Genomic DNA, 20191 nt, shown 5'->3' with positions numbered 1-20191 from the left:
AAGCCCCGCCTTGCCCACCCAAAACAAAACACTTTCACTCCTAAAGAAGCGGGCCGTAACACTGGTCCTTGCACTGCTGGGCACCGGAGTATTTTGGGCGTTGAACCTGCCGCTGCCCTTTCTGTTCGGCCCGATGAGCGCATGTCTGATCGCTGCCCTGGCGCATGCCCCTATGGAAGGTTTTGGTCAGGTTTCGGTTGCAGCGCGCACCATACTCGGCGTTGCAGTTGGGGCTTCGATTACCCCTGCCCTTTTCGCAGAGCTGCCGAAGATGGCCGCGTCTATTGCACTGGTCCCCTTCTTCATCCTGCTGATCGCACTGGTCGGCGTGCCTTTCTTTCGCAAGATCTGGGGGTTTGACTCTACGACCGCGTTTTACGCCGCCATGCCAGGCGGATTGCAGGACATGATCATCTTTGGAGCCGAAGCAGGCGCCAACCCGCGTACACTTTCGCTGATCCACGGTACGCGCGTGTTGATCATCGTGACGCTGGCCCCGCTGTTTCTGACAGTGTTCTACGATGCCCAACTCACCAATCCGATCGGAGAGCCTGCGCGCGACCTGCCAATACATGAGTTGGCGCTGATGGTGCTGGCCGCCCTTATAGGCTGGAAAGGCGGTGAGCGGATCGGCCTGTTCGGAGCATCCATCCTCGGCCCGATGATCCTGACAGCAGCTCTGTCACTGGGCGACTTCATTCATACCCGACCACCGCGCGAGGCCATCCTTGCAGCGCAGTTCTTCATCGGTTGCGGGATAGGCGTGAAGTTCGTGGGCGTCACTTGGGTCGAACTCCGCCGGGTGGTTGCTGCGGGCGTCGCCTATGTCATTGTCCTTGCCATCCTTGCAGCCGCTTTCACCGCTGTTGTCACCACGTTGGGCTTTGGCCAACCGGTCGAGGCTTTCTTGGCCTTTGCCCCCGGCGGACAGGCAGAGATGACAGTGCTAGCTATCGTTTCGGGCGCGGATCTGGGCTTTGTAATCACCCACCATCTCACAAGGATCGTGCTGGTGATCATCGGCGCGCCCATAGCGGCCAATCTTATCCTGCGCTGGTCCAAACCTCGGGGTTGATCATGTGAATGGGAGCGCCTTCAGCATAGGCGTTCACCTGATCGAAAATGTCTGCGAATTGCAGGTCGAATTCGTCCTCGGTCACAAAGCCGATATGCGGTGTCGCAATAAGGTTTGGGTGCGATAGCAAAGGGTCATTCGGGTCCGTCAGGGGCTCGGCATCAAAGACATCAATTGCGGCCTTGCCCGGGCGACCGGCGTTCAACGCGTCCAACAAAGCACCCGTAGTAATCAGCCCGGCCCGGGAGGTGTTCACAAATAACGCCCCGGGTTGCATCTGCGAGAAATCCGACGCTGTGATGATGCCGTGTGTGTCCGGCTTCAGGCGAACATGGACCGAGACAACATCGCTGCTGGCAAAGAACGCTTCGCGGCTTGCGGCAACCTGCGCGCCGTCTGCCTGCGCTCGCGCCCGGCCATCGTCCGAGGACCACCAGACCACATTCATGCCGAATGCCTCGGCGTAACCAGCAACGGCGCGGGCGATACGGCCATATCCATACAGCCCCAGCTGCCGCCCTCTCAGGGTCTTGCCAACCCCGGCCTGCCAACGCCCAGCTTTGACCGAGGCCATCTGCGCAGGCAAATCGCGCATCCCGGCCATGATCAGCGCCCATGTCAGTTCGGCTGCTGCATATGAAGGCGTCCCGCCATGCATGTTCGAACACAGCTGCACTCCGTTATCCGAGCATGCCTGCACATCAACATGCGGATACACGCTGCGCTGACTGATCAATTTCAAGTTTGGGAGTTTTTCAACCAAATCGCGGGTGATCTTGGTGCGTTCGCGAAACAACACCAGCGCCTCAGCCTCCCGCAAGCGTTCAGCCAATTCGCTGGTATCTTCGACATGGTCTGTCCAGACCTTCACGTCATGGCGAGATAGCTTCTCAAAACAGGGCAGGCCCTGCAGAGTATCAAACCAATCATCCAGAATGTGAACTTTCATCGACTTCCTATACCCTATTCGAAGCTCAATTTTCTTGGCGTCGACACAAAATGACGTGTGTCGAGCGCTTCTAGCGCGTTGCGAACACGTTCGCGCTGATCCAGCAAATGGTTGAATTGCTCATCACACCCGGCAATCGGTGTCGGGTAGTCCGCAATGTCCCTCCGCAGAGCCGACTGCGCCAGCCTGAGTTCCTGACGCGCGATACCAAGGCATTCAGAATAGTCATCCATCGGAACATCCTCTTTATGTATACCATAGTATACCTTTTGAGATCCGCCTTTTCAACTGTTGTTCCACACAGATTCCGGTACATAGACATGCCCATCCGCCAATTTGCGCGCTGTTCTCACCAGACCGGCGGTATTCACGTTGAACTCCTCGTCGTTCGAGAAGTCCACCAGAACGTCGATCTTACCTGAGGCGTGCTCCAACACAACGTCCGCCGGGCTTGAATCCGGACGATCAAGCAACCCGTCTGCGACGGTTCCGGGCGTCAAAGCGCAAGACGCCATGCATTGCGCTCCCGTTACGGCCATAGTTGGGTGGGTTTTCCATGGCATGAAATACCGAACCGCAAGGGTTCCACCCTCTCTGGCGGGGGCCATCAGGCCGAATTTGGGAGTCACCGATTTCGATACGTCCCCCATACCCATCCGTTCCCCGGCTTCGATCCGCACGGCCTCCATCCGATCAAAGAAAGCACGGTTGGCATCCAGCTCTTCGGCGCTTTCATATCCTGTCAGTCCGAAATCCTCTGCTCGGGCTATCGCCATCGGCATAGCGACATCCATGCACGTCAGCTCGATCCCCTGCACTGTATCGCGCAAATTTCCCGTGGGCAGAAATGCACCTGTTGCCGAGCCCACAACGCCCATAAAACTCAGTTGCACCGGTGCAGAATGGCCGGGAACTCCGGCTATTTCCGCGTCACCCTCATAGACCAAATCGCCGCCCGGGGTCTGCACTTTGGCAATGACGCGGGCGCCTGTATTGACGGCGCGAATACGGATTTCGGTCTCATCGCCGTTGGGCTGAAACAATCCCATTTCGATCGCAGCTGGACCAACTCCTGAGAGGATGTTTCCGCAGGTGGGTTTGAAATCGACCAGCTTCTCATCCACAGAAACTTGCGCGAAGAAATAGTCGATATCGGCCCAGTCGTCCTCGCTGGCAGACAGCATCGCCACTTTGGTCGTCACCGCGTTACCGCCACCGATCCCGTCGATATTGAGCGCTTGCCCAGCCCCGAGGGCAGCGACCAGAACATCAGCCAACTTATCCCTATCTTCAGGCAGATCAGAGCGTCGAAAATAAGGCCCTCGGGAAGTGCCGCCGCGCATGAAAACATATGGGATTGCTGTCTGGGTCATTGCGAACCCTCCTTTACAAACCGTTGAAATTTCTGATTTCAGTGCTGCCCGGTTGCCAGATAGGCAGGCCGGGCAGACGTTGAGCGCCTACTTGAGCGGCCATGGCAGGTTCACCATGTCTTGCAGCAGACCTGGCGGGAAATCCCGGTTCAAAGCGCCAGCCATGAAGCACATGAAACCGATGCCACAAGCCGTCAGGAGCAGCGTCATCTGCCAACTGGACCCGGCGCGAATGCGGAAGAATGCGATCAGGAACCCGATCAGGGCGAGGATGAACCCAACAACCCAAGTGGCCGCGATCAGACCTGCAAACCACGCGAGCGTTGACCAAAGTCCGTGCGGCGCGCTTGCATCCTCACCGGCGAGTTCCTTGTCTGCAAAGATCGCGTCACCCTCGGGCCGCCGCATCATCTGGATTAGCAGGATGACGCAGCAGAACAGCGACACGCTACCGATCACAAGCGGGATGATCTTGTCAGTCATGTTGTAGTCAGGGATCATGTTGGCATTGATCAACGCCACGATCAGATAGGCCATGATCACCAGCAGGAAGATCAGCGGCGCGCGCTTGCTACCGGATTTGACCTCACCTTCGGCCATGATCATCTTGGCTTGACGAATGCCAAGAATAACCGAAACCACGGTGACCACGATCAGGACGATGACGATCGGGCTGAAGACGTACTCCATGCCTTCGCCAAAGCTTTTGCGGAAGCGGAAAGAGGCGATCTGGAACGCCTGGTTGGTGAACTTCTCAACCGGGTTGGACAACACGAATCCAATCAGGAAGGCCGGGCGTGACCAGTCGAAACGGCGCAGGAAAATGCCGATCAGGCCGATGACAAACAGGGCCAGAAGGTCTTCGAAATTCTGACCGGATTGGAATGCCGCAAAGCTGATCAGCATGAACAGAAACGGCGCCAGATAGGTGAAGCGGATCGTCGTTAGTTTGGCAATCCCGCCAGAGGCCGCGATACACAGGATGGTGCCCACCACGTTGGCAAGAGCCAGCAACCAGACAATCGAATAGGTGATATCGAGATTATCCTTGAGCATGCTCGGACCAACCTCGATATCGCCAGATCCCAACAGCGCAACTGCGCCGATAAAGATCGCCATCGAACCCGAGCCGGGGATGCCGAATAGCAGCGTTGGGACCAACCCCCCGCCCTCCTTGGCATTGTTCGAGCTTTCCGGCCCGATGACGCCACGCACTTCGCCCTTGCCGAAGTTGCTTTTGTCTTTGGTCGATTGAACCGAGTGGCCATAGGCAATCCAGTCAACAACCGAACCCCCAAGGCCGGGAATGACACCGACAACCACGCCAATGATCGAACAGCGGACCGACAGCCAAATGTTCGCAGCCCAGTCTTTGACGCCATCAAACCAACCCGCTCCCAGCGAAGCGCCCTTGGCAATGGATCGGTCTTGACGCAGCAGCGAGACGATTTCCGGCACCGCAAAGATACCCAAGCCAACGATGACCAATTTCAGACCGTCGGTCAGGTAGGGAATGTCATAGGTGGCCATACGCAGAGAGCCACCCGCGTCGGCCTCACCAATCGTGCCAACCATCAGGCCCAACCCGGCAGCGGCGACGCCTTTCAGCGGGATACGCCCGGCCAGAATGGCGACCATCGACAGGCCAAGAATTGTGATCATCAACATCTCGGGCAGGCCGAAGGCCAGAACGATGGGTCGCGCGATCAGGATGAACATGGTCAGGAAGGTCGCGCCGACTAAACCGCCAAACAGCGATGACGCAAAGGCCGCTGACAATGCCCGCGCAGCCTCACCCTTTTTCGCCATCGGGAAGCCATCCAGCACAGTCGCCTGCGAGGCGGAACTGCCGGGGATGCCCATAAGAACTGATGCGAAAGTGTCAGAGGTCGGAACAACAGCAACCATTCCGATCATCAGCGCCAACCCAAGGATAGGGTCCATGCCGAACATGAAAGGCAACAACAAAGACAGACCAGCGATACCGCCAAGTCCGGGGAAAACACCTACGGCCAGTCCCATAACGACACCGAGAATAAGATATCCCAGAACAATAGGTTGCAGGATCAGACCCCACGCATCACTGAGCGCAGGAAGAGCGGTGGCGAAAACCTCCATAGCGGCCGCCTTTCATAAATTGTCTTGTGTTTGGAAAAGCGCGCGCCCGACATTGGGGCACGCGCGGTGGTGTCTGGGCTTAGTTCAGCTCGACACCATAGGCTTCTTTGAGCCAGTTCAGAACGTAGGCTTTGGCGTTGTCGTCGACATTTGTTGCGGTTTGCAGCGCCGCCTTAGAGCCGTCACCTACGAACACGGGGTACTTGCCGACACGCTTTGACGAGATTTCGGCAAAGTCGCCGCGCTCGGTTACAGCCTGGAATGCGGCGGTGTATGCGTCGACCACTTCCTGAGGTGTATCACCCGGAAGGAAGGCTAGCTTTTGAACCGGGAAACCGGCTACAAAGAATGCTTTCCAAGCATCCCATGCCTCACCACTGGTTTCACAACCATCGGTGGCTTCACAGACTTCCTTGAACGTCGGGATGTCCGGGAAGGTCGGGTCACGGACGATATTACCGTCTGCATCCAGAGCACCCCAGGTCATCATCGGCACAGCCTGACCGGATTCAACCAGCGGGGCCGAACCACCCAGATAGCCGGACGAGGTCTGATAATCGATGTTAGCTTCACCGCGTTCGAACATCAGGCGACCATCGCCGCGGCCTTTGATCCCAAAGACAGGCTCGACATTCATGCCCAGCATTTGCCAGGCCAGCAGCGGCACGAGGTCCAGTCGGGTTGCGCCCTGCGAGCCATAGATGAAGTTGGTGTCTTTCAGCGCGTTTGCGGAGCCATCAAACTTTGCTCCATCCTCGGCGTTCAGATAGGCAACACCACCGGTTCCCGACGCCATAACCGGAATCCAGTCGTTGTATTCATAGCGCACGCGCGGATCGCTCAGCAGATACGGGAATTGAGTTGAACCGGAGGTGCCAAACAGCAGCGTTCCATCGTCGTGGCTCTGCTCTTGAAACCAGTTTGCGCCTTTAGTCGAACCAGCGCCTGGCATGAATTTCACGACAACAGTCGGTTGACCCGGCAGTGCTTCGGACAGAAGCGGCGCAAAGAAGTTGGCCCATTTGGCGGATCCGCCCGTTTCCGAGAATGGGATAACCCATTCAACGGTCTTGCCCGAGAAATCGACCTCGGCGGCGGCAGGTGCGGCGATACCGGCGGCGGCGATCAGCCCCACGACCGCGCGACGGGTGAAGTTGGAAATGGTCATTGGTTCCTCCCTGTTGACCAGACAACCACGCTGGCGCCCTCTGCGCCACCGTGATCGCAAATAGAACTGTGGGGTTGATTCCCCCTCCCATCTGGCAATCATGGAGCGCCAACCTTGCGCGAAACTTGCAGGAGACTCGATGCGGATCGTCATCGTCGAAGACAACGAGACCCTCGCCAACGCCATTGCTTATCGTCTGCGTGACCGCGGTCATGCGGCAGAAGTGCTTACGGATGGCGACGAGGCTGACTTGTATCTTGCGCAAGAGGGTGCCGACTTGGTTGTTCTGGATATCAATTTGCCCGGACAGTCAGGACTGGAGATCCTGAAATCTCTTCGCAATCGTGGTGACGGCGTACCAGTGATCTTGCTGACGGCACGTGCCGAAACAAGCGACCGGGTTTCGGGGTTGGATATGGGCGCCGATGATTACCTGGTTAAGCCGTTCGAAATGGACGAGTTGGAAGCACGCATCCGAGCGCTTTCTCGACGCAAAGATCTCGACTACGGCGCAAAGGAGAGCATTGGTGGCCTGGAATTCGATCGCGCTGCCCGTCAGGTTAGTGTGCAAGGCGAAGTTCTGGATATTCCGCGGCGGGAAATCGCGGTTCTTGAATGCCTGTTAGAGCGCAGGGGCAGAATTGTTCCCAAAAGCCAACTTACAGACTATGTCTATGGCGTCGGTGCCGATGTCGAGGCCTCGGCCGTTGAGCCTCATGTGTCTCGGCTGAGAAAACGTCTTCAAGATCTCGGTATTAGAATTAAGACAGCTCGTGGTCTGGGATATCTGCTTGAGGTGCAGAAGTGATCAATCACGGCTCGCTCAGGTTAAGACTTTTCATTCTTATCCTAACCCCGTTGGTGCTAATTGCCGCTCTGCTTGGTCTTTGGCGTTTTATGATTGCGCAGAATACGGCTCAAGAATTGTTCGACGACAGCCTTTTATCTGCTGGCCTCGCAATATCGCGAGATGTTGCGATTTCGGGGGGTGATGCGCTTTCACCAACGACACGCAGCATGATCCGCGACGCATCGGGCGGAGAGATTTTTTACCACGTAACGGGACCCGGTGGCATCTATGTGACAGGCTATGCCTACCCACCGGCAGCCACCAACCCGTCTACTCAAGAGGTGTACAAGCCGCAGTTTTTCGAAGCGCTCTACCGCCAAGAACCAGTTCGCGTTCTCAAGATGACGGAAAGAGTAACGATAGAAAATCTCATCGGAGATGCGACAGTTACAGTCTGGCAACGTATGGCGGATCGCAACGCTTTCGCAAATGAATTGTCAATCCGCGCTGGAATTCTTATGGGAATTCTGCTGGCCACCCTCGCCATTGTGGTATGGTTCGGCGTCGCGCGTGGTCTGAGGCCCTTGTTGGATTTGCAGGACGCTATTGACTTGCGTTCACCAGATGACCTCAGTGAGATCAAGCGCCCCGTCCCCATCGAAGTTCAAGGAGTTGTCAGAACCCTGAACCGACTTTTTGGACAGGTGGAAAACAGTATCAACGCCCATCAAGTGTTTATATCCGAAGCTGCGCATCAACTGCGGAATCCGGCGGCGGCCGTGCAGTCAATGGCCGAAGCGCTGCAGGATGCGAAAACAGCTGACGACCGAGAAAAACGCATCTCAGAGCTTGTGGCGGCGGCAAAAAACTCAGCAACAGTGGCAGAACAGCTGTTGTCACTTGAGAGGCTTAGGCAACCGACGCACCAAGACCAAATGGATAAAATTGACTTCCGCTCGGTCGTGGAAGAGGCCTGCGCGGAGATGGGCGTTCACATCCTCGCAAAGGGTATTGAATTTGATGTCACGATGCCTGAGACGGTGGTCGCGGTACTCGGCGACCGTATCTTTCTGATTGAAGCTCTAAAGAACCTATTGGACAACGCAATCAAACACGGTGGCCCAAAGTTGAGCCAAATCTCAGTAGTGCTGCAGTGTGAGGGCAAACACGTTGAGCTAACGGTGGCCGATGACGGGGCTGGCCTTTCGCCGAACCAAAGCGAAGCAGCATTCAATCGATTTTCTCAGTTAGAACATTCCGAGGGCAGCGGACTAGGGTTATCCATCGTCTCGGCAGTGGCGCAGAGGCATGGAGGAATAGTCGAAATCAACCAAGTCGATAGAGGAGCAAGCATTACCCTTAAGCTCCCCATAGCCCTGTAAGCTGTTTCTAGTTCTGCTCGGAACCCAAAAACAGGCATCTCGTGGAATTGGCTGGTCTATGTGAATCGAAAGACTACAAAGCGGGACAAAACGGTCATCTGTTTCAATCCGGAAAGAAAAGTTTCCAGCTATTAGAGCTGGATGATCGCTGCTACGATTAAACGAAGCCATTTTTCTTCGATTGGGAATTTTATGAAAGTCAATGCGCTTTTGATTTCGGCTCTCTTCGTCAGCAGCTGTATTGCACTATGGGGTGTTGTCGACCCGCATGGCTTGGGTTCTGTCTCCTCAAGAATTGTCACTATCCAGTTCGAAAGCCGAGGCTGGTTCATAATGCTCGAAGCCAGCGCACTTTTGTTGCTGGCAATCTATTTCGCAGTTTCCAAGTACGGCTCTATCCGAATTGGACCCGAAGGTTCAGAGCCCGAGTTTTCGACTACAGCTTGGATTGCAATGCTTTTCGCGGCTGGTATGGGAGTGGGCCTGCTGTTTTTTGGCGTATCAGAGCCACTAACCCACTTTTCGGTAATACGCGATTTTTCTTCCGATCCAGAAGCCGCAAGGCTCGCCATGTTCGTAACCTATTTGAACTGGGGGTTCCACGCCTGGGCCATCTACGGTGTCGTTGCACTGATAGTTGCCTATTTTGCGTTTCGACGTGAACGTTCGTTGCTGCTAAGCGCTCCGTTGCTGGACGTGTACGGCGAGAAAACTTGGACCCGCGGGTTGGCATGGTTGTTCGATTTCTTATCGGTCGTCGCCATAGCCGTTGGCCTAGCGGGTTCGTTGGCCATGGGTGTGTTTCAAATTCAAACAGGACTGGCAGGGGTTCTTGGAATACCAAATTCTCCTTATCTAACGGCAATTATTTTTTCCGCCATGTGCGTTGCTTTCCTTATTCCTCTGAGACGTGATCTAGGAGAAGGAATGTCAAAACTGTCAAACTTGGCGATGGCGATCGCGATCAGTCTTTTGGTTTTTCTACTTGTCGTCGGTCCCACGTCTTTTGTGATGAATTCGATCGTCTCGGGTTTTGGACGTTATGTTTACAACGTCATACCTGCCGGTTTTTCGACAACAGAATTTTTCGATCAGAGCATTTCCACCTGGTTTCAAGACTGGACGCTTAATTACATGATCTGGTGGCTTGCATGGTCTCCATTTGTCGGCATTTTCATTGCACGCATTTCGCGGGGGCGCACAATACGCGAGTTTCTGGCCGGGGTCATAATTGCGCCCACTCTTTTTTCGATTTTCTGGTTTGGAGTGCTCGGCGGTGTAGGTTTTTTTGATGTTTTGGATGGAAGTGGTCATCTTCTTGAGGTCAACGAAAAGAGCCTTGATGCGACGACATTCGCTCTCCTGCAACAGTTTCCATTGAAGTTTATCACGCAGATAGCGACGATAACTGCCGCTTTCCTCTTTGTTGTAACGAGCGTCGTGAGCGCAGGCTTCACACTTGCAATGATTGGAACAGGCGGAGACGAAAACCCCTCGCCGAGCGTTCGAACCATCTGGGGGATAGTTCTAGGCGCCTTGGGTCTAGCCATGATCCTCGTAAATGATGTTTCACTTGTCAGATCTATTATCGCACTCTCGGCAATTGCGTTTGTATTCATCGTGCCAATACTTGTGATCTGTCTCCTCAAGTCGCTTTCAAAAGAGGCCACCAAATGACAGGTTCTATCGTCGATACGGTTTTGAACGTATCTGTTTTCTTGTACGTTGGTTTTTTGATCTGGCTCGCGCTTAATCGCGTTTAGAAATTTGTGTTTGAAGCGACTCTCGTCTGGAGCCGGTGCTCTGAGGAACTGAGTGTTTTGGACTTAGGACGCTCACTCGCTATATATCGCGTCAATGTCCGCCGTGCTGGCCGAATTTACCGCAAAATTTTGGCAAATCTCTCCGAGCCAGTATCTGTCGTATTGGATAGAGAAAGTTGTACCATAGAGCGAGTCACTATAAGTTATCGCCGCTCTAGTTCGGTGTTGTTGTCTCAATAAATGCACACTGCACGCTATGATTGGTACTGGGATGACAGAGAGGTTTTTTTTCCGAAAAGTGACAGCCGTTCGCAGCGGCTAAAAAACTAAACATCTTCATGCAGCAAGTGCGATAAACTAACTACGCGCACAGGTTCACAAAAGGGCTATTTCATTTTGTTAGCAAGCACAGGCGTTGCTGTCGCGTTTAGACCGCTCGAAACACCGCTGTGACGCATACTGAATACAAAACAAACCCTCATCTAGTAGACCTACAGCACAGCCACCAAAGAGTGAGATAGCTAACTATAAATCGGCGACCATCGCAGTCTCGACGGCATGTACACCTATACCGACGATAATGCCTGCAAAGATAAGCCCAACAAATGCGTTAACAACCGATAAAGCCCGGCTCGTGGGTTTCTCAGGCCTAATGTCTCCGTAGCCAACCGTAGTTGCGTTTATGAAGGCATGGTAAAGGCTCACCCCGGTCGACCAGCCTTCGATCCGGCCAATTGATACCCCAAGCACGCACACCAAAACCAACAAGAATACGAGTATCGGTGACAGGTAGATCAGGTCCCAAAGGAAAACTGATAGAAACGTGCAAATGTAGCTGGCGTCGCAACCCATAGCGAACCTCTACCTCACTGCCAGTTGTGGGCCTAGTTGAATACCAATGTCTTAACAGGAAGCAGAATGGCCTGTGCACGCAAGACAATTGCATTTGCTATTCCCATACCATCCACAATCCTTGCAATGAAGGCAGACAGGCCCGTGATCTCACCAGCGTCGATCTCCTTTGCTCTGCTCGTATAAGCAACACCAACGCACGCACTACCGGGCGGGATGCTATCAAGATGCTCTGGAAAAATAGGTGCTAGGAACGCTGTAACTGTACCGGGTCGCGCTCGATCCTGCTGATCCAGCAGCGCATCGCCCGGTCGGAACTGCCCCGCAGCAATCGCCCCTTGCACGTCATCCACAACCATCGGGACTATGGTCAACGGTTTAGACGCGCAGGTGATTTCCACCAGCATACCCGGCCTTAGTACGCTGGCAGAAATCTGACCAAAAGCCGCGATAAAGCGCCCCTGTCCCGTAACCTCAGGCACCAAAATCCCTGCAGGGCGTAGTATTGGATTAACGATATCACCTGGCTTGAGGAGAAATTGCGTTACCGTCCCATCCACCTCGGCAAATACGGTGGATTTTGATATCTCGTTCTCAGCCTCTCTCAAAACCGCACGCGCAGTTTCAAGCTGTGCAGGGAGAAGGGTGGTTTGGCGCAATTTGGAACCGTCTAACGAGGCAATAGCGGCTGCGCGCTGACTTTCTGCGCCGGTCACTGCGGTTTGCAACCGTTCCAGTTCCTGCTTACTAACAACGGTGTTGTTTCGCTCCGCAAGCTCCAGGCGTCGCTCCAAATCACTCGTCGCCTGAGCAAGGTCAGCTTCTGTCGCCTCAACCCTGGCGGTGGCACTCACAACTTCCGTTGCGGTCAGGCCTAAAGCCGCCTCAATCTCCTCGATACGTCGCTGAGCCGTTTCTGCTGCTGCCTCCTGCCGTGTGGTGTCCAGTCGGAAAATCGGCTCGCCAGCCATAACGTCCTCATTATTGGCAACGTAGACTTCCGCGACCCGCCCCACGCGATCCGACAGAATGGTAACTGTGCGAAATGCAGCTGAGACATTCCGCGTTGAAGGGTGGAAATAGAAGATCACCGTGATCAGCGTCACAGCCAGTATTGCACAGGCGGTCAAACCCCACCGCAATTCATACCAGACATTGAAGAGGGTAATTTCCTGGCCCCACCGCTTGCCCTGCTTGTAGCGGCGATAAAGGTAGTCCGGGACGATTGTGATCAGTGCAGAGAAGACCAACTCAAGCATCGTCGCTCTCCGAGATGTCTACTTCGGTCTTGAGCGGAAAGATTTCATGCAAGGGCACGGCGGCGATCAGAATTGCTGCGATCCAAAAAGCGTTGTTGAGGGTGAAGAGAGAGATCAGCCCAAGCACACCGACCAACTGCATTTGCACTTTGTGAGCACCTGCTGCCATGCGGTCTGGAATGGCCTGTACGGTGAAGTAAAGCGCACCAAAACCCATCAGCACTATGACTAGAACCAACCCAACAACGATCAGAAAACCGTCTGTCTCCCCCGGGGGTGTTACCCAAAATGGGAGCCTTGCCATTGCCTCATCAGAAATAGAACTGTTCACCTGCCCCACCCCGCCTTCAAGCGATCACATTCAAATATAACTGATTGAAATCAAAAAGACCAATCTCGCTGCAGATAGCGAAGTGGCTTTAATACGGCTTAGTACGGCGTGAGTAAGGTAGTTGCCGAGCAGATCCGCACACAACTGTTCAACTTCGTTCGCAACACTTCAAAACGGAAGAAGCAGTAGGTCTGAACAGTAGACCAAGCAGGGCACTAAAGAGGTTTGTATGCTTTGATGTGCACAGCTTTGCGGAAGAGGTTGTGCATATTGGAGTGTGACAATAAGGTGAGACACACCGCAAACCAACACACTACAATAGCTTTTACTATCAGTGCATTAGTCGTTCGGCGGCATTTCCCCTAGGCTCCACCAATTCTCAGATCACTATCGGTTTCTTTATGCTCTCTTGAGCAGGGATGAGCGAGTCTCGTTAGCATTGACACCGACAGAAGAAATACCCGGTCTCTCGCTTCAGAAAAAGTGCAAACCGCTACTGTCACTTCGCCTAACTAGCCCGCGCCTGACAAAATGTTGTCGGACCTTGGCTCTTTCCTGCACCGCCCTCTTGTGCCAACTTGCGCCAGAAAAAGGGGAGAGAGCTAGTGGCAATCACGACCTGTATATTTGACGCTTATGGCACATTGTTCGATGTGGCGGCTGCGGCACGTCAGGCCGCTGTAGAGCCGGGCTTTGAGGCGCTCCGCGATACTTGGCCGGACCTGGCAAATCACTGGCGGCTCAAGCAATTGCAATACACATGGCTGCGCGCCGTCGCAGACGCTCATTGCGATTTCTGGGATGTCACACAAGACGGGTTGGACTGGGCGCTCGAGGCGACGGGGCTGCACGGGGATGCCAAGCTGCGCCAGCGGCTGCTGGATCTTTACTGGGAGCTACGCGCCTATCCCGAGGTGCCCCAGATGCTACAGACGCTGAAACAAGGCGGGCTGCAAACCGCGATTCTGTCGAACGGGTCGCCTCCCATGTTGGATGGCGCGGTGCAATCGGCCGGTATTGGCGATGTTTTGGACGATGTGCTGTCGGTAGAAAGCGTCGGTATCTTCAAACCCCACGCCAAGGTCTATGATCTTGTGCAGGGCCGGTTCGGATGTGCCCGCGATGAGGTTCTGTTCGTCAGTTCCAACGGTTGGGACGCTGCCGGGGCAAGCGGATACGGCTTTGTTACCGCATGGGTCAATCGCACTGGCGAACCGATGGATCGACTGCCGTGGAAACCGGCGCATGTTCTGTCTGACCTGACCTCAATCCCCGAACTGGCCGGGCTGTAATGGGCGAATTCAAAACGTCTGACGGGATTCGGCTGCACTATGAGGAGAGTGGCGCAGGCACTCCTCTTCTGTGTCTTGCAGGGTTGACGCGCAACGGACGCGATTTCTCTCTTCTTGCTACGCATATAGCCGATGCCCGCCTTATCACATTGGATGCGCGGGGGCGTGGGCAGTCGGATCATGATCCGAACCACGCGAACTACAACGTCCTGCGCGAAACTCAGGATGTTGTCGAACTGCTGGACCATCTGGCCCTTGACCGAGTGGTGGTTTTGGGCACGTCGCGCGGCGGGATGATTGCGATGACGCTCGCCACCATGCAGCCGGACCGACTGGCGGGCGTGATCCTCAATGACGTGGGTCCGGTGATTGAAGCCTCAGGTATGGCTCGGATCATGGATTATGTGGGCGTAGCACCTAACTCAAAGACCTATGATGAGGCCGCCGCCACTCTGAAAGCGGTGATGGAGCCGCATTTCCCCGGCGTCACGTTGGAAATTTGGCGCATACAGGCCGAGAACCAGTATCAGGAGACACCTGAGGGGCTGGCCTTGCGTTATGACCCAGCCCTGCGCACGGCCCTTCTGGAACAAGCCGCAGCTGGCCCAGTACCGGATCTATGGCCCTTCTTTGAGGCGCTGCAGGGCATTCCGACGGGCGTTCTACGCGGCGCCAACTCGGACATCCTGAGCCAAGAAACACTGAAACAGATACAGACCCGCCGCCCGGGCCTGATCACGGCTGAAATCCCGGATCGCGGCCATGTGCCCTTTCTGGACGAGCCGCAATCCCTCACCGTTATTCGCAAGATTCTGGACCAAGCATGAGTACACTAGAGCTGATCGAAGCCGCCGCCCATCGGCTGCAAGGGTATGTTCGCGAGACGCCCCTTCTGACCTCACCCTTTCTGGACGAAATCGCCGGGCGACGGGTGTGGGTCAAACCGGAATGCCTGCAACACACCGGCAGCTTCAAATTCCGCGGCGCATGGTCGGCCATCTCGGCGCTGAGCGAGGCGGAAAGACAGCGCGGCGTGATCGCCTATTCCTCGGGCAACCATGCGCAGGGGGTGGCCTTGGCGGCGGCGAAGCACGGAATCTCCTCGGTCATCATCATGCCTTCGGACGCGCCGCAGCTGAAGATCGACAACACGCGTGCCTTGGGCGGTGAAGTTGTTCTTTACGACCGAGCCAAGGAAAGCCGCGAAGAGATCGGCAATGCACTGGCCTCAGAACGCGGCCTGACCCTGATCCGCCCCTACGACGAACCCCAAGTCATCGCGGGGCAAGGCACCGCCGGGCTCGAGATTGCGCGCCAAGCCAAAGCTGCGGGCGTGACCGATGCCGACATTCTGGTCTGTTGCGGCGGTGGCGGGCTGACCTCGGGCATCGCGCTTGCGCTTGAGGCCCACGCCCCTGGCCTGCGTGCCCGCCCGTGTGAACCGGACGGGTTCGACGATGTCAAACGCTCGCTGGAGGCGGGGCAGATCCAAGGCAATCTTGCGACTGCTGGCAACATCTGCGACGCGATCCTGACACCGCAACCGGGTGACATTACTTTTCCGATCCTAAACCGCCTCTGCGGCCCCGGCCTATCCGTAACCGAAGACGAGGCGCTGCACGCCATGGCGCTGGCCTTTTTGCGCCTCAAGATCGTGCTGGAGCCGGGCGGTGCGGTTTCGCTGGCCTCGGCCCTGTTCCGACAGGATCAAGTCGAAGGGGATGACGTGATCGTTGTCGCCTCAGGCGGAAACGTTGATCCCGGCGTCTTTAAGCGTGCGTTGGAATTCCTGACCTGACACCCATATCGGGTTTGTGCAATCTGCACGCAAAGGTCGAGCAAGGAACCAAAGAATGACGATCGCTGATCTGGGTGGCGTTCAGCTAAACTACCGGATTGATGGCGCGCCGGACGGTGCGCCCATCGTGTTTGCAAACTCGCTGGGCACCAATCTGCACCTGTGGGACGATGTGCTACCACACCTGCCCGACGGACTGCGGATCATTCGCTATGACAAGCGCGGTCACGGCAAATCCTCGGTCCCGCCTGCGCCTTACGCCATGGGCGCGCTGATCCGCGATGCCGAGGCGCTGCTGGATCATCTCGAAATACGGGATTGCGTCTTCGTCGGCTTGTCGATTGGTGGTATGATTGGCCAAGGGCTAGCGGTGAAACGGATGGATCAGGTCCGCGCGCTGGTACTGTCGAACACCGCTGCCAAGATCGGGATGCCGAAAATCTGGCAGGACCGGATGGAGGCCGTCCGAACCGGTGGAATCGAAGCGCTGGCCGATGCGACGATGGAGCGGTGGTTCTCGCGCGATTTCCGGGCCGCCAACCAGCACCTCGCATGGCGCGAGATGATGGTCAGCCAACCGGCCGAAGGATATCTGGGCTGTTGTGCCGCCATTGCGGGCACCGATTTTTACACGCCGACCAGCGGCCTGCGCCTGCCCACCCTTGGGATCGCAGGCAATGAGGACGGCTCGACCCCGCCGGATCTGGTACGCGAAACAGTAGACCTGATCCCCGGCTCGCGGTTCGAATTGATGCGCCGGGTGGGCCACCTGCCCTGCGTCGAAAACCCCGCTGAATACGCTGCCCTGTTGCGGCAATTCCTGACCGAGATCGGTCACATTTGAAGGAGCGTCCCTTGGCCGAATTTCTATTGGTCCATGGATCCTGTCACGGCGCCTGGTGCTGGCGCGACCTGATACCCGAGCTTGAAGCGTTCGGCCACTCCGCCCGTGCCATCGACATGCCCAGCCACGGCTCGGACCCGACACCGATCTGCGATGTAACGCTGGAGAGCTGCCGAGACGCCGTGCTCGCGGCCTCATCAGCAGAAGCGATCCTTGTCGGACATTCCTGGGGCGGTTATCCGATCAGCGCCGCGGCCGAGGCCGACCCGCACGCCATGCGCGCGCTGATTTATCTTTGCGCCTATATCCCGCAGGACGGGTTGTCTCTTGTCGATATGCGCAGACGAGGTCCTGAGCAAACCATTGGCGATGCGGTCGACAAATCCACCGATGGGCTGTCCTATACCGTGCATCCCGACCGCGTTCAGGATCTGTTTTATCATGATTGCAAGCCCGAGATACTGCCCTATGCCTTTGCCCGGCTCTGCCCGCAGGCCATCAAGCCGCAGGGCACTCCGCTTTCATTGGGGGATCACTTTGACCAGGTCCCAAAGGCCTATATCCGCACCACCGAAGATCACACCATTCCTCCGACCTACCAGAAAGATATGAGCGAGCGAATTCCAGCCCATTTACGGAGGGATATCGACAGCTCACACTCTCCGTTCTTCTCGCACCCGCGGCAACTTGCCCAAATACTGGATGAGCTGTCGGATAAACTTTAGCCGCCTGACGAGACGTCATCCGGGTTGGTGTCTTTGCGCCCTTCCCACATCCTGCTGGCCCCTCTAGGGTGAGCGATGGGTCATATAGCCGGGTTCCATGCGTCTGCCATTTGTCTTTGTTCTTCTGACCGTCATGATTGACGCGATGGGTATCGGCCTTGTGATGCCGATCATGCCGCAACTGATCGTCGAGGTGCAGGGCGGAACGCTTGCCGACGCCGCACTTTGGGGAGGCGTCCTCAGCACTGCCTTTGCCGCCATGCAATTCGTATTCGGTCCTATTCTGGGCAACCTGTCAGACGCCTATGGCCGCAGGCGTGTCTTGCTGGTCTCACTGTTTGTGATGGCTTTGGACTATGTGGTCATGGCCATCGCGGGCAGCATCTGGTTGCTTTTGCTCGGTCGTATTGTGGGAGGAATCACAGCCGCAACCCACGCGACCGCGGCTGCCTTCATGGCAGATGTCTCGAAACCCGAAGACAAAGCCGCCAATTTCGGCCTACTGGGCGCGGCCTTTGGCATGGGATTTGTTCTTGGTCCCGTAGTGGGCGGCCTGCTTGCCGAATACGGGACGCGCGCGCCTTTCTGGGCGGCTGCAGCCCTTTCAGCCCTCTCATTCGGCCTCGGTCTAATGGTCATGCCTGAAACGGTCACAGACAAAACCCGCCGCGCCTTCAGCTTGCGACGCGCCAACCCTGTCAATGCGCTAAAGGCCATTGCCGCCCTGCCCGGAGTTCGCCCTCTATTGTGGGTCTATTTCCTCTACTCGGTGTCAATCTACGTCTACCCCGCGATCTGGTCCTATTTCACGACCGAGCGTTTCGGATGGTCGCCGCAGATGATCGGGCTGTCTCTCGGCGTCTATGGCATCGGCATGGCCGCCGTTCAGGGCGGTTTGATCAGACCCGCGACGCGTCATCTTGGGGAGCGCATGACCATCATCTGTGGCATGGGTTTTGAGGTCATCAGCTTCGCCCTGCTAGCCTTCCTGACCAACGGCACCATCGCCCTGATGCTTATCCCGATCACCGCCTTGGGCGCCGTGATCACGCCCGCCCTGCAGGCGCTGACCTCGCGCGCGACGCCGGACTCGCAACAGGGTGAACTTCAGGGCGTCCTGACGTCTCTGCACGCCTTGTCAATGGTGATCTCGCCCCTGTTGATGACCAGCGTGTTTGCGTGGTTCATCCGGCCCGACACGTCGCTCTACCTGCCCGGAGCACCGTTCCTCTTGGCATTGATCCTCATGGCCGCCGGGTTTGTCCTGTTTCTGCGCGCTCGACCTGCCGTAGCGTAATACCGACATACCCGTGACGGTTTCCGTCTTGCGAGATGCCAATTCCCGCGCCACCGTAAACCAAACGAAGCGAGGGACGACATGCAAACCATCAAAGCCGCCGTATGCCGGGCGTTCGGGGAACCTCTGACCATAGAAGAGGTCCAACTGGCCGCACCCGGCACCGGCGAAGTCGAGGTTACACTGGACGCGGTGGCCATCTGCCATTCGGACATCTCATATGCCGACGGTGCATGGGGCGGGTTCCTGCCCGCTGTCTATGGGCATGAGGCAGCCGGGGTGGTCAGTGCAGTTGGAGAAGCCGCAGGGGATTTCAAACTAGGCGATCCAGTGGTCGTGACACTGATCCGGGCCTGCGGCTCCTGCCCTTCATGTGCAGGTGGCAAACCTACGATTTGCGAAACCCCCTATGACACTGTCAAAGGTCCTTTGCGTACAGGTGACGGAGGACCTTTGGAACAGGCGATGGCCTGCGGTGCCTTCGCCGAGAAAGTCGTCGTCAGCCACCGGCAGATCGTTCGGATTCCGGAAAGCCTGCCCAAAGACCTCGCAAGCCTGTTGTCCTGTGGCGTGATCACAGGGGTCGGCGCAGCGGTGAACGCCGCAGGTTTGCGCCCTGGTCAGGATGTAGTGGTGATCGGCGCGGGCGGCGTAGGCCTTAACGCCATCCAAGGCGCTCGGATTGCCGGCGCGCGCCGTATCGTTGCGGTCGACATGACCGAAGAGAAGCTTGAGATCGCCAAGGAATTCGGTGCCACCCACGGCGTGCTCGCCAGCCTGAAAGAACCATGGAAGGCAGCATACAAAGCGCTGGGTGGCCGCGGTGCAGATGCGGTTTTGATCACCGTCGGCGCGATCCCCGCCTATGATCAGGCCCCACGGTATCTGGGTTTGGGCGGCAAAGCCGTGATGATCGGCATGCCCCATTCCGGGGACGAAGCTAGCTATGAACCGGTGATCCTCGCCGCGTTGGGACAAGGTCTGGTGGGGTCAAAGATGGGCGACGTGGTTATTCAGCGCGACATCCCCTGGATGATCGACCTCTATGAACAGGGGCGGCTGAAGCTGGACGAACTGGTCTCGGGCCGCTGGTCTCTGGATCAGATCAATGAGGCGATTGCCGATACAAAAACCGGATCCGCCAAGCGCAATGTGATCCTGTTCGACAGGTAGGC

Annotated in this window: 19 protein-coding genes; 11 read left to right on the top strand and 8 right to left on the bottom strand. The window is 56.4% G+C overall.

The features are described 5' to 3' along the window. Positions 1-10 precede the first annotated feature (10 nt). Positions 11-1075, top strand: coding sequence for an AbrB family transcriptional regulator (locus ACRZ95_RS06305; protein WP_170676827.1), 1065 nt, complete (start codon positions 11-13; stop codon positions 1073-1075). On the opposite strand, the gene ACRZ95_RS06300 is transcribed toward ACRZ95_RS06305, so the two are convergent. The 5 genes from ACRZ95_RS06300 to ACRZ95_RS06280 form a co-directional block, all read right to left on the bottom strand. Continuing rightward, positions 1044-2024, bottom strand: a complete 981-nt coding sequence (locus ACRZ95_RS06300; RefSeq protein WP_170676826.1) for a D-2-hydroxyacid dehydrogenase family protein — start codon at positions 2022-2024, stop codon at positions 1044-1046. The two genes, ACRZ95_RS06305 and ACRZ95_RS06300, sit on opposite strands and share 32 nt — an antisense overlap. 14 nt (positions 2025-2038) lie before the next feature. Then, positions 2039-2257 carry a hypothetical protein gene (locus tag ACRZ95_RS06295; RefSeq protein ID WP_170676824.1) on the bottom strand — a complete coding sequence of 73 codons (219 nt, stop codon included), beginning with the start codon at positions 2255-2257 and terminating at the stop codon, positions 2039-2041. A gap of 51 nt (positions 2258-2308) precedes the next feature. Further along, on the bottom strand, positions 2309-3397 hold the full coding sequence (locus tag ACRZ95_RS06290) for a 4-oxalomesaconate tautomerase (RefSeq protein WP_170676822.1): 1089 nt from the start codon (positions 3395-3397) through the stop codon (positions 2309-2311). Positions 3398-3484: 87 nt separating this feature from the next. Continuing rightward, the gene (locus tag ACRZ95_RS06285; protein ID WP_170659840.1) at positions 3485-5515 is read right to left on the bottom strand and encodes a tripartite tricarboxylate transporter permease; all 2031 of its coding nucleotides are present in this window, start codon (positions 5513-5515) and stop codon (positions 3485-3487) included. A gap of 79 nt (positions 5516-5594) precedes the next feature. Further along, positions 5595-6683 (bottom strand): tricarboxylate transporter, encoded by a 1089-nt coding sequence (locus tag ACRZ95_RS06280; protein ID WP_170377047.1) that lies wholly within the window; start codon positions 6681-6683, stop codon positions 5595-5597. A gap of 139 nt (positions 6684-6822) precedes the next feature. Here ACRZ95_RS06280 and ACRZ95_RS06275 point away from each other — a divergent pair, with 139 nt between their 5' ends. The 3 genes from ACRZ95_RS06275 to ACRZ95_RS06265 all read left to right on the top strand — a co-directional run bounded on the left by ACRZ95_RS06275 (position 6823) and on the right by ACRZ95_RS06265 (position 10532). Then, a complete protein-coding gene (locus ACRZ95_RS06275) occupies positions 6823-7491 on the top strand; it encodes a response regulator transcription factor (RefSeq protein ID WP_170676820.1) in 669 nt (222 codons plus the stop codon). Further along, positions 7488-8855 (top strand): sensor histidine kinase, encoded by a 1368-nt coding sequence (locus tag ACRZ95_RS06270; RefSeq protein WP_480554680.1) that lies wholly within the window; start codon positions 7488-7490, stop codon positions 8853-8855. Before ACRZ95_RS06275 ends, ACRZ95_RS06270 begins: the two co-directional genes overlap by 4 nt. Positions 8856-8996: 141 nt before the next feature. After that, entirely contained in the window at positions 8997-10532 is a 1536-nt protein-coding gene (locus ACRZ95_RS06265) for a BCCT family transporter (RefSeq protein ID WP_480554678.1), read from the top strand. 611 nt (positions 10533-11143) lie between these two features. On the opposite strand, the gene ACRZ95_RS06260 is transcribed toward ACRZ95_RS06265, so the two are convergent. From ACRZ95_RS06260 to ACRZ95_RS06250, 3 genes are read right to left on the bottom strand one after another with little or no spacing between them, the layout of a single operon-like run. Continuing rightward, positions 11144-11470 (bottom strand): potassium channel family protein, encoded by a 327-nt coding sequence (locus tag ACRZ95_RS06260; protein ID WP_170639200.1) that lies wholly within the window; start codon positions 11468-11470, stop codon positions 11144-11146. A 32-nt stretch (positions 11471-11502) separates the two neighbouring features. Continuing rightward, entirely contained in the window at positions 11503-12729 is a 1227-nt protein-coding gene (locus ACRZ95_RS06255) for an HlyD family secretion protein (RefSeq protein WP_170676818.1), read from the bottom strand. Further along, on the bottom strand, positions 12722-13060 hold the full coding sequence (locus ACRZ95_RS06250; protein WP_170676817.1) for a hypothetical protein: 339 nt from the start codon (positions 13058-13060) through the stop codon (positions 12722-12724). The genes ACRZ95_RS06255 and ACRZ95_RS06250 overlap by 8 nt, the downstream gene beginning before the upstream one ends. Positions 13061-13665: 605 nt before the next feature. On the opposite strand from ACRZ95_RS06250, the gene ACRZ95_RS06245 reads away from it, so the two are divergent. The 7 genes from ACRZ95_RS06245 (at position 13666) to ACRZ95_RS06215 (ending at position 20189) form a co-directional block, all read left to right on the top strand. Next, positions 13666-14352 carry a haloacid dehalogenase type II gene (locus ACRZ95_RS06245; protein ID WP_170676815.1) on the top strand — a complete coding sequence of 229 codons (687 nt, stop codon included), beginning with the start codon at positions 13666-13668 and terminating at the stop codon, positions 14350-14352. After that, positions 14352-15179, top strand: a complete 828-nt coding sequence (locus ACRZ95_RS06240) for an alpha/beta fold hydrolase (RefSeq protein WP_170676813.1) — start codon at positions 14352-14354, stop codon at positions 15177-15179. The genes ACRZ95_RS06245 and ACRZ95_RS06240 overlap by 1 nt, the downstream gene beginning before the upstream one ends. Further along, a complete protein-coding gene (locus tag ACRZ95_RS06235; protein WP_170676811.1) occupies positions 15176-16150 on the top strand; it encodes a threonine/serine dehydratase family protein in 975 nt (324 codons plus the stop codon). The genes ACRZ95_RS06240 and ACRZ95_RS06235 overlap by 4 nt, the downstream gene beginning before the upstream one ends. Positions 16151-16205: 55 nt before the next feature. Then, positions 16206-16994 carry a 3-oxoadipate enol-lactonase gene (pcaD, locus tag ACRZ95_RS06230; protein WP_170676809.1) on the top strand — a complete coding sequence of 263 codons (789 nt, stop codon included), beginning with the start codon at positions 16206-16208 and terminating at the stop codon, positions 16992-16994. Between the two features lie 11 nt (positions 16995-17005). After that, positions 17006-17719 carry an alpha/beta fold hydrolase gene (locus ACRZ95_RS06225; RefSeq protein ID WP_170676807.1) on the top strand — a complete coding sequence of 238 codons (714 nt, stop codon included), beginning with the start codon at positions 17006-17008 and terminating at the stop codon, positions 17717-17719. Between the two features lie 97 nt (positions 17720-17816). After that, positions 17817-19016, top strand: a complete 1200-nt coding sequence (locus tag ACRZ95_RS06220) for a TCR/Tet family MFS transporter (RefSeq protein ID WP_170676805.1) — start codon at positions 17817-17819, stop codon at positions 19014-19016. Positions 19017-19097: 81 nt separating this feature from the next. Continuing rightward, positions 19098-20189 carry a Zn-dependent alcohol dehydrogenase gene (locus ACRZ95_RS06215; protein WP_170676803.1) on the top strand — a complete coding sequence of 364 codons (1092 nt, stop codon included), beginning with the start codon at positions 19098-19100 and terminating at the stop codon, positions 20187-20189. Positions 20190-20191: the final 2 nt, after the last annotated feature.

The organism is Ruegeria sp. AI3 (genome assembly GCF_056541245.1).
This window is presented reverse-complemented; position numbering and strand designations above follow the sequence as displayed.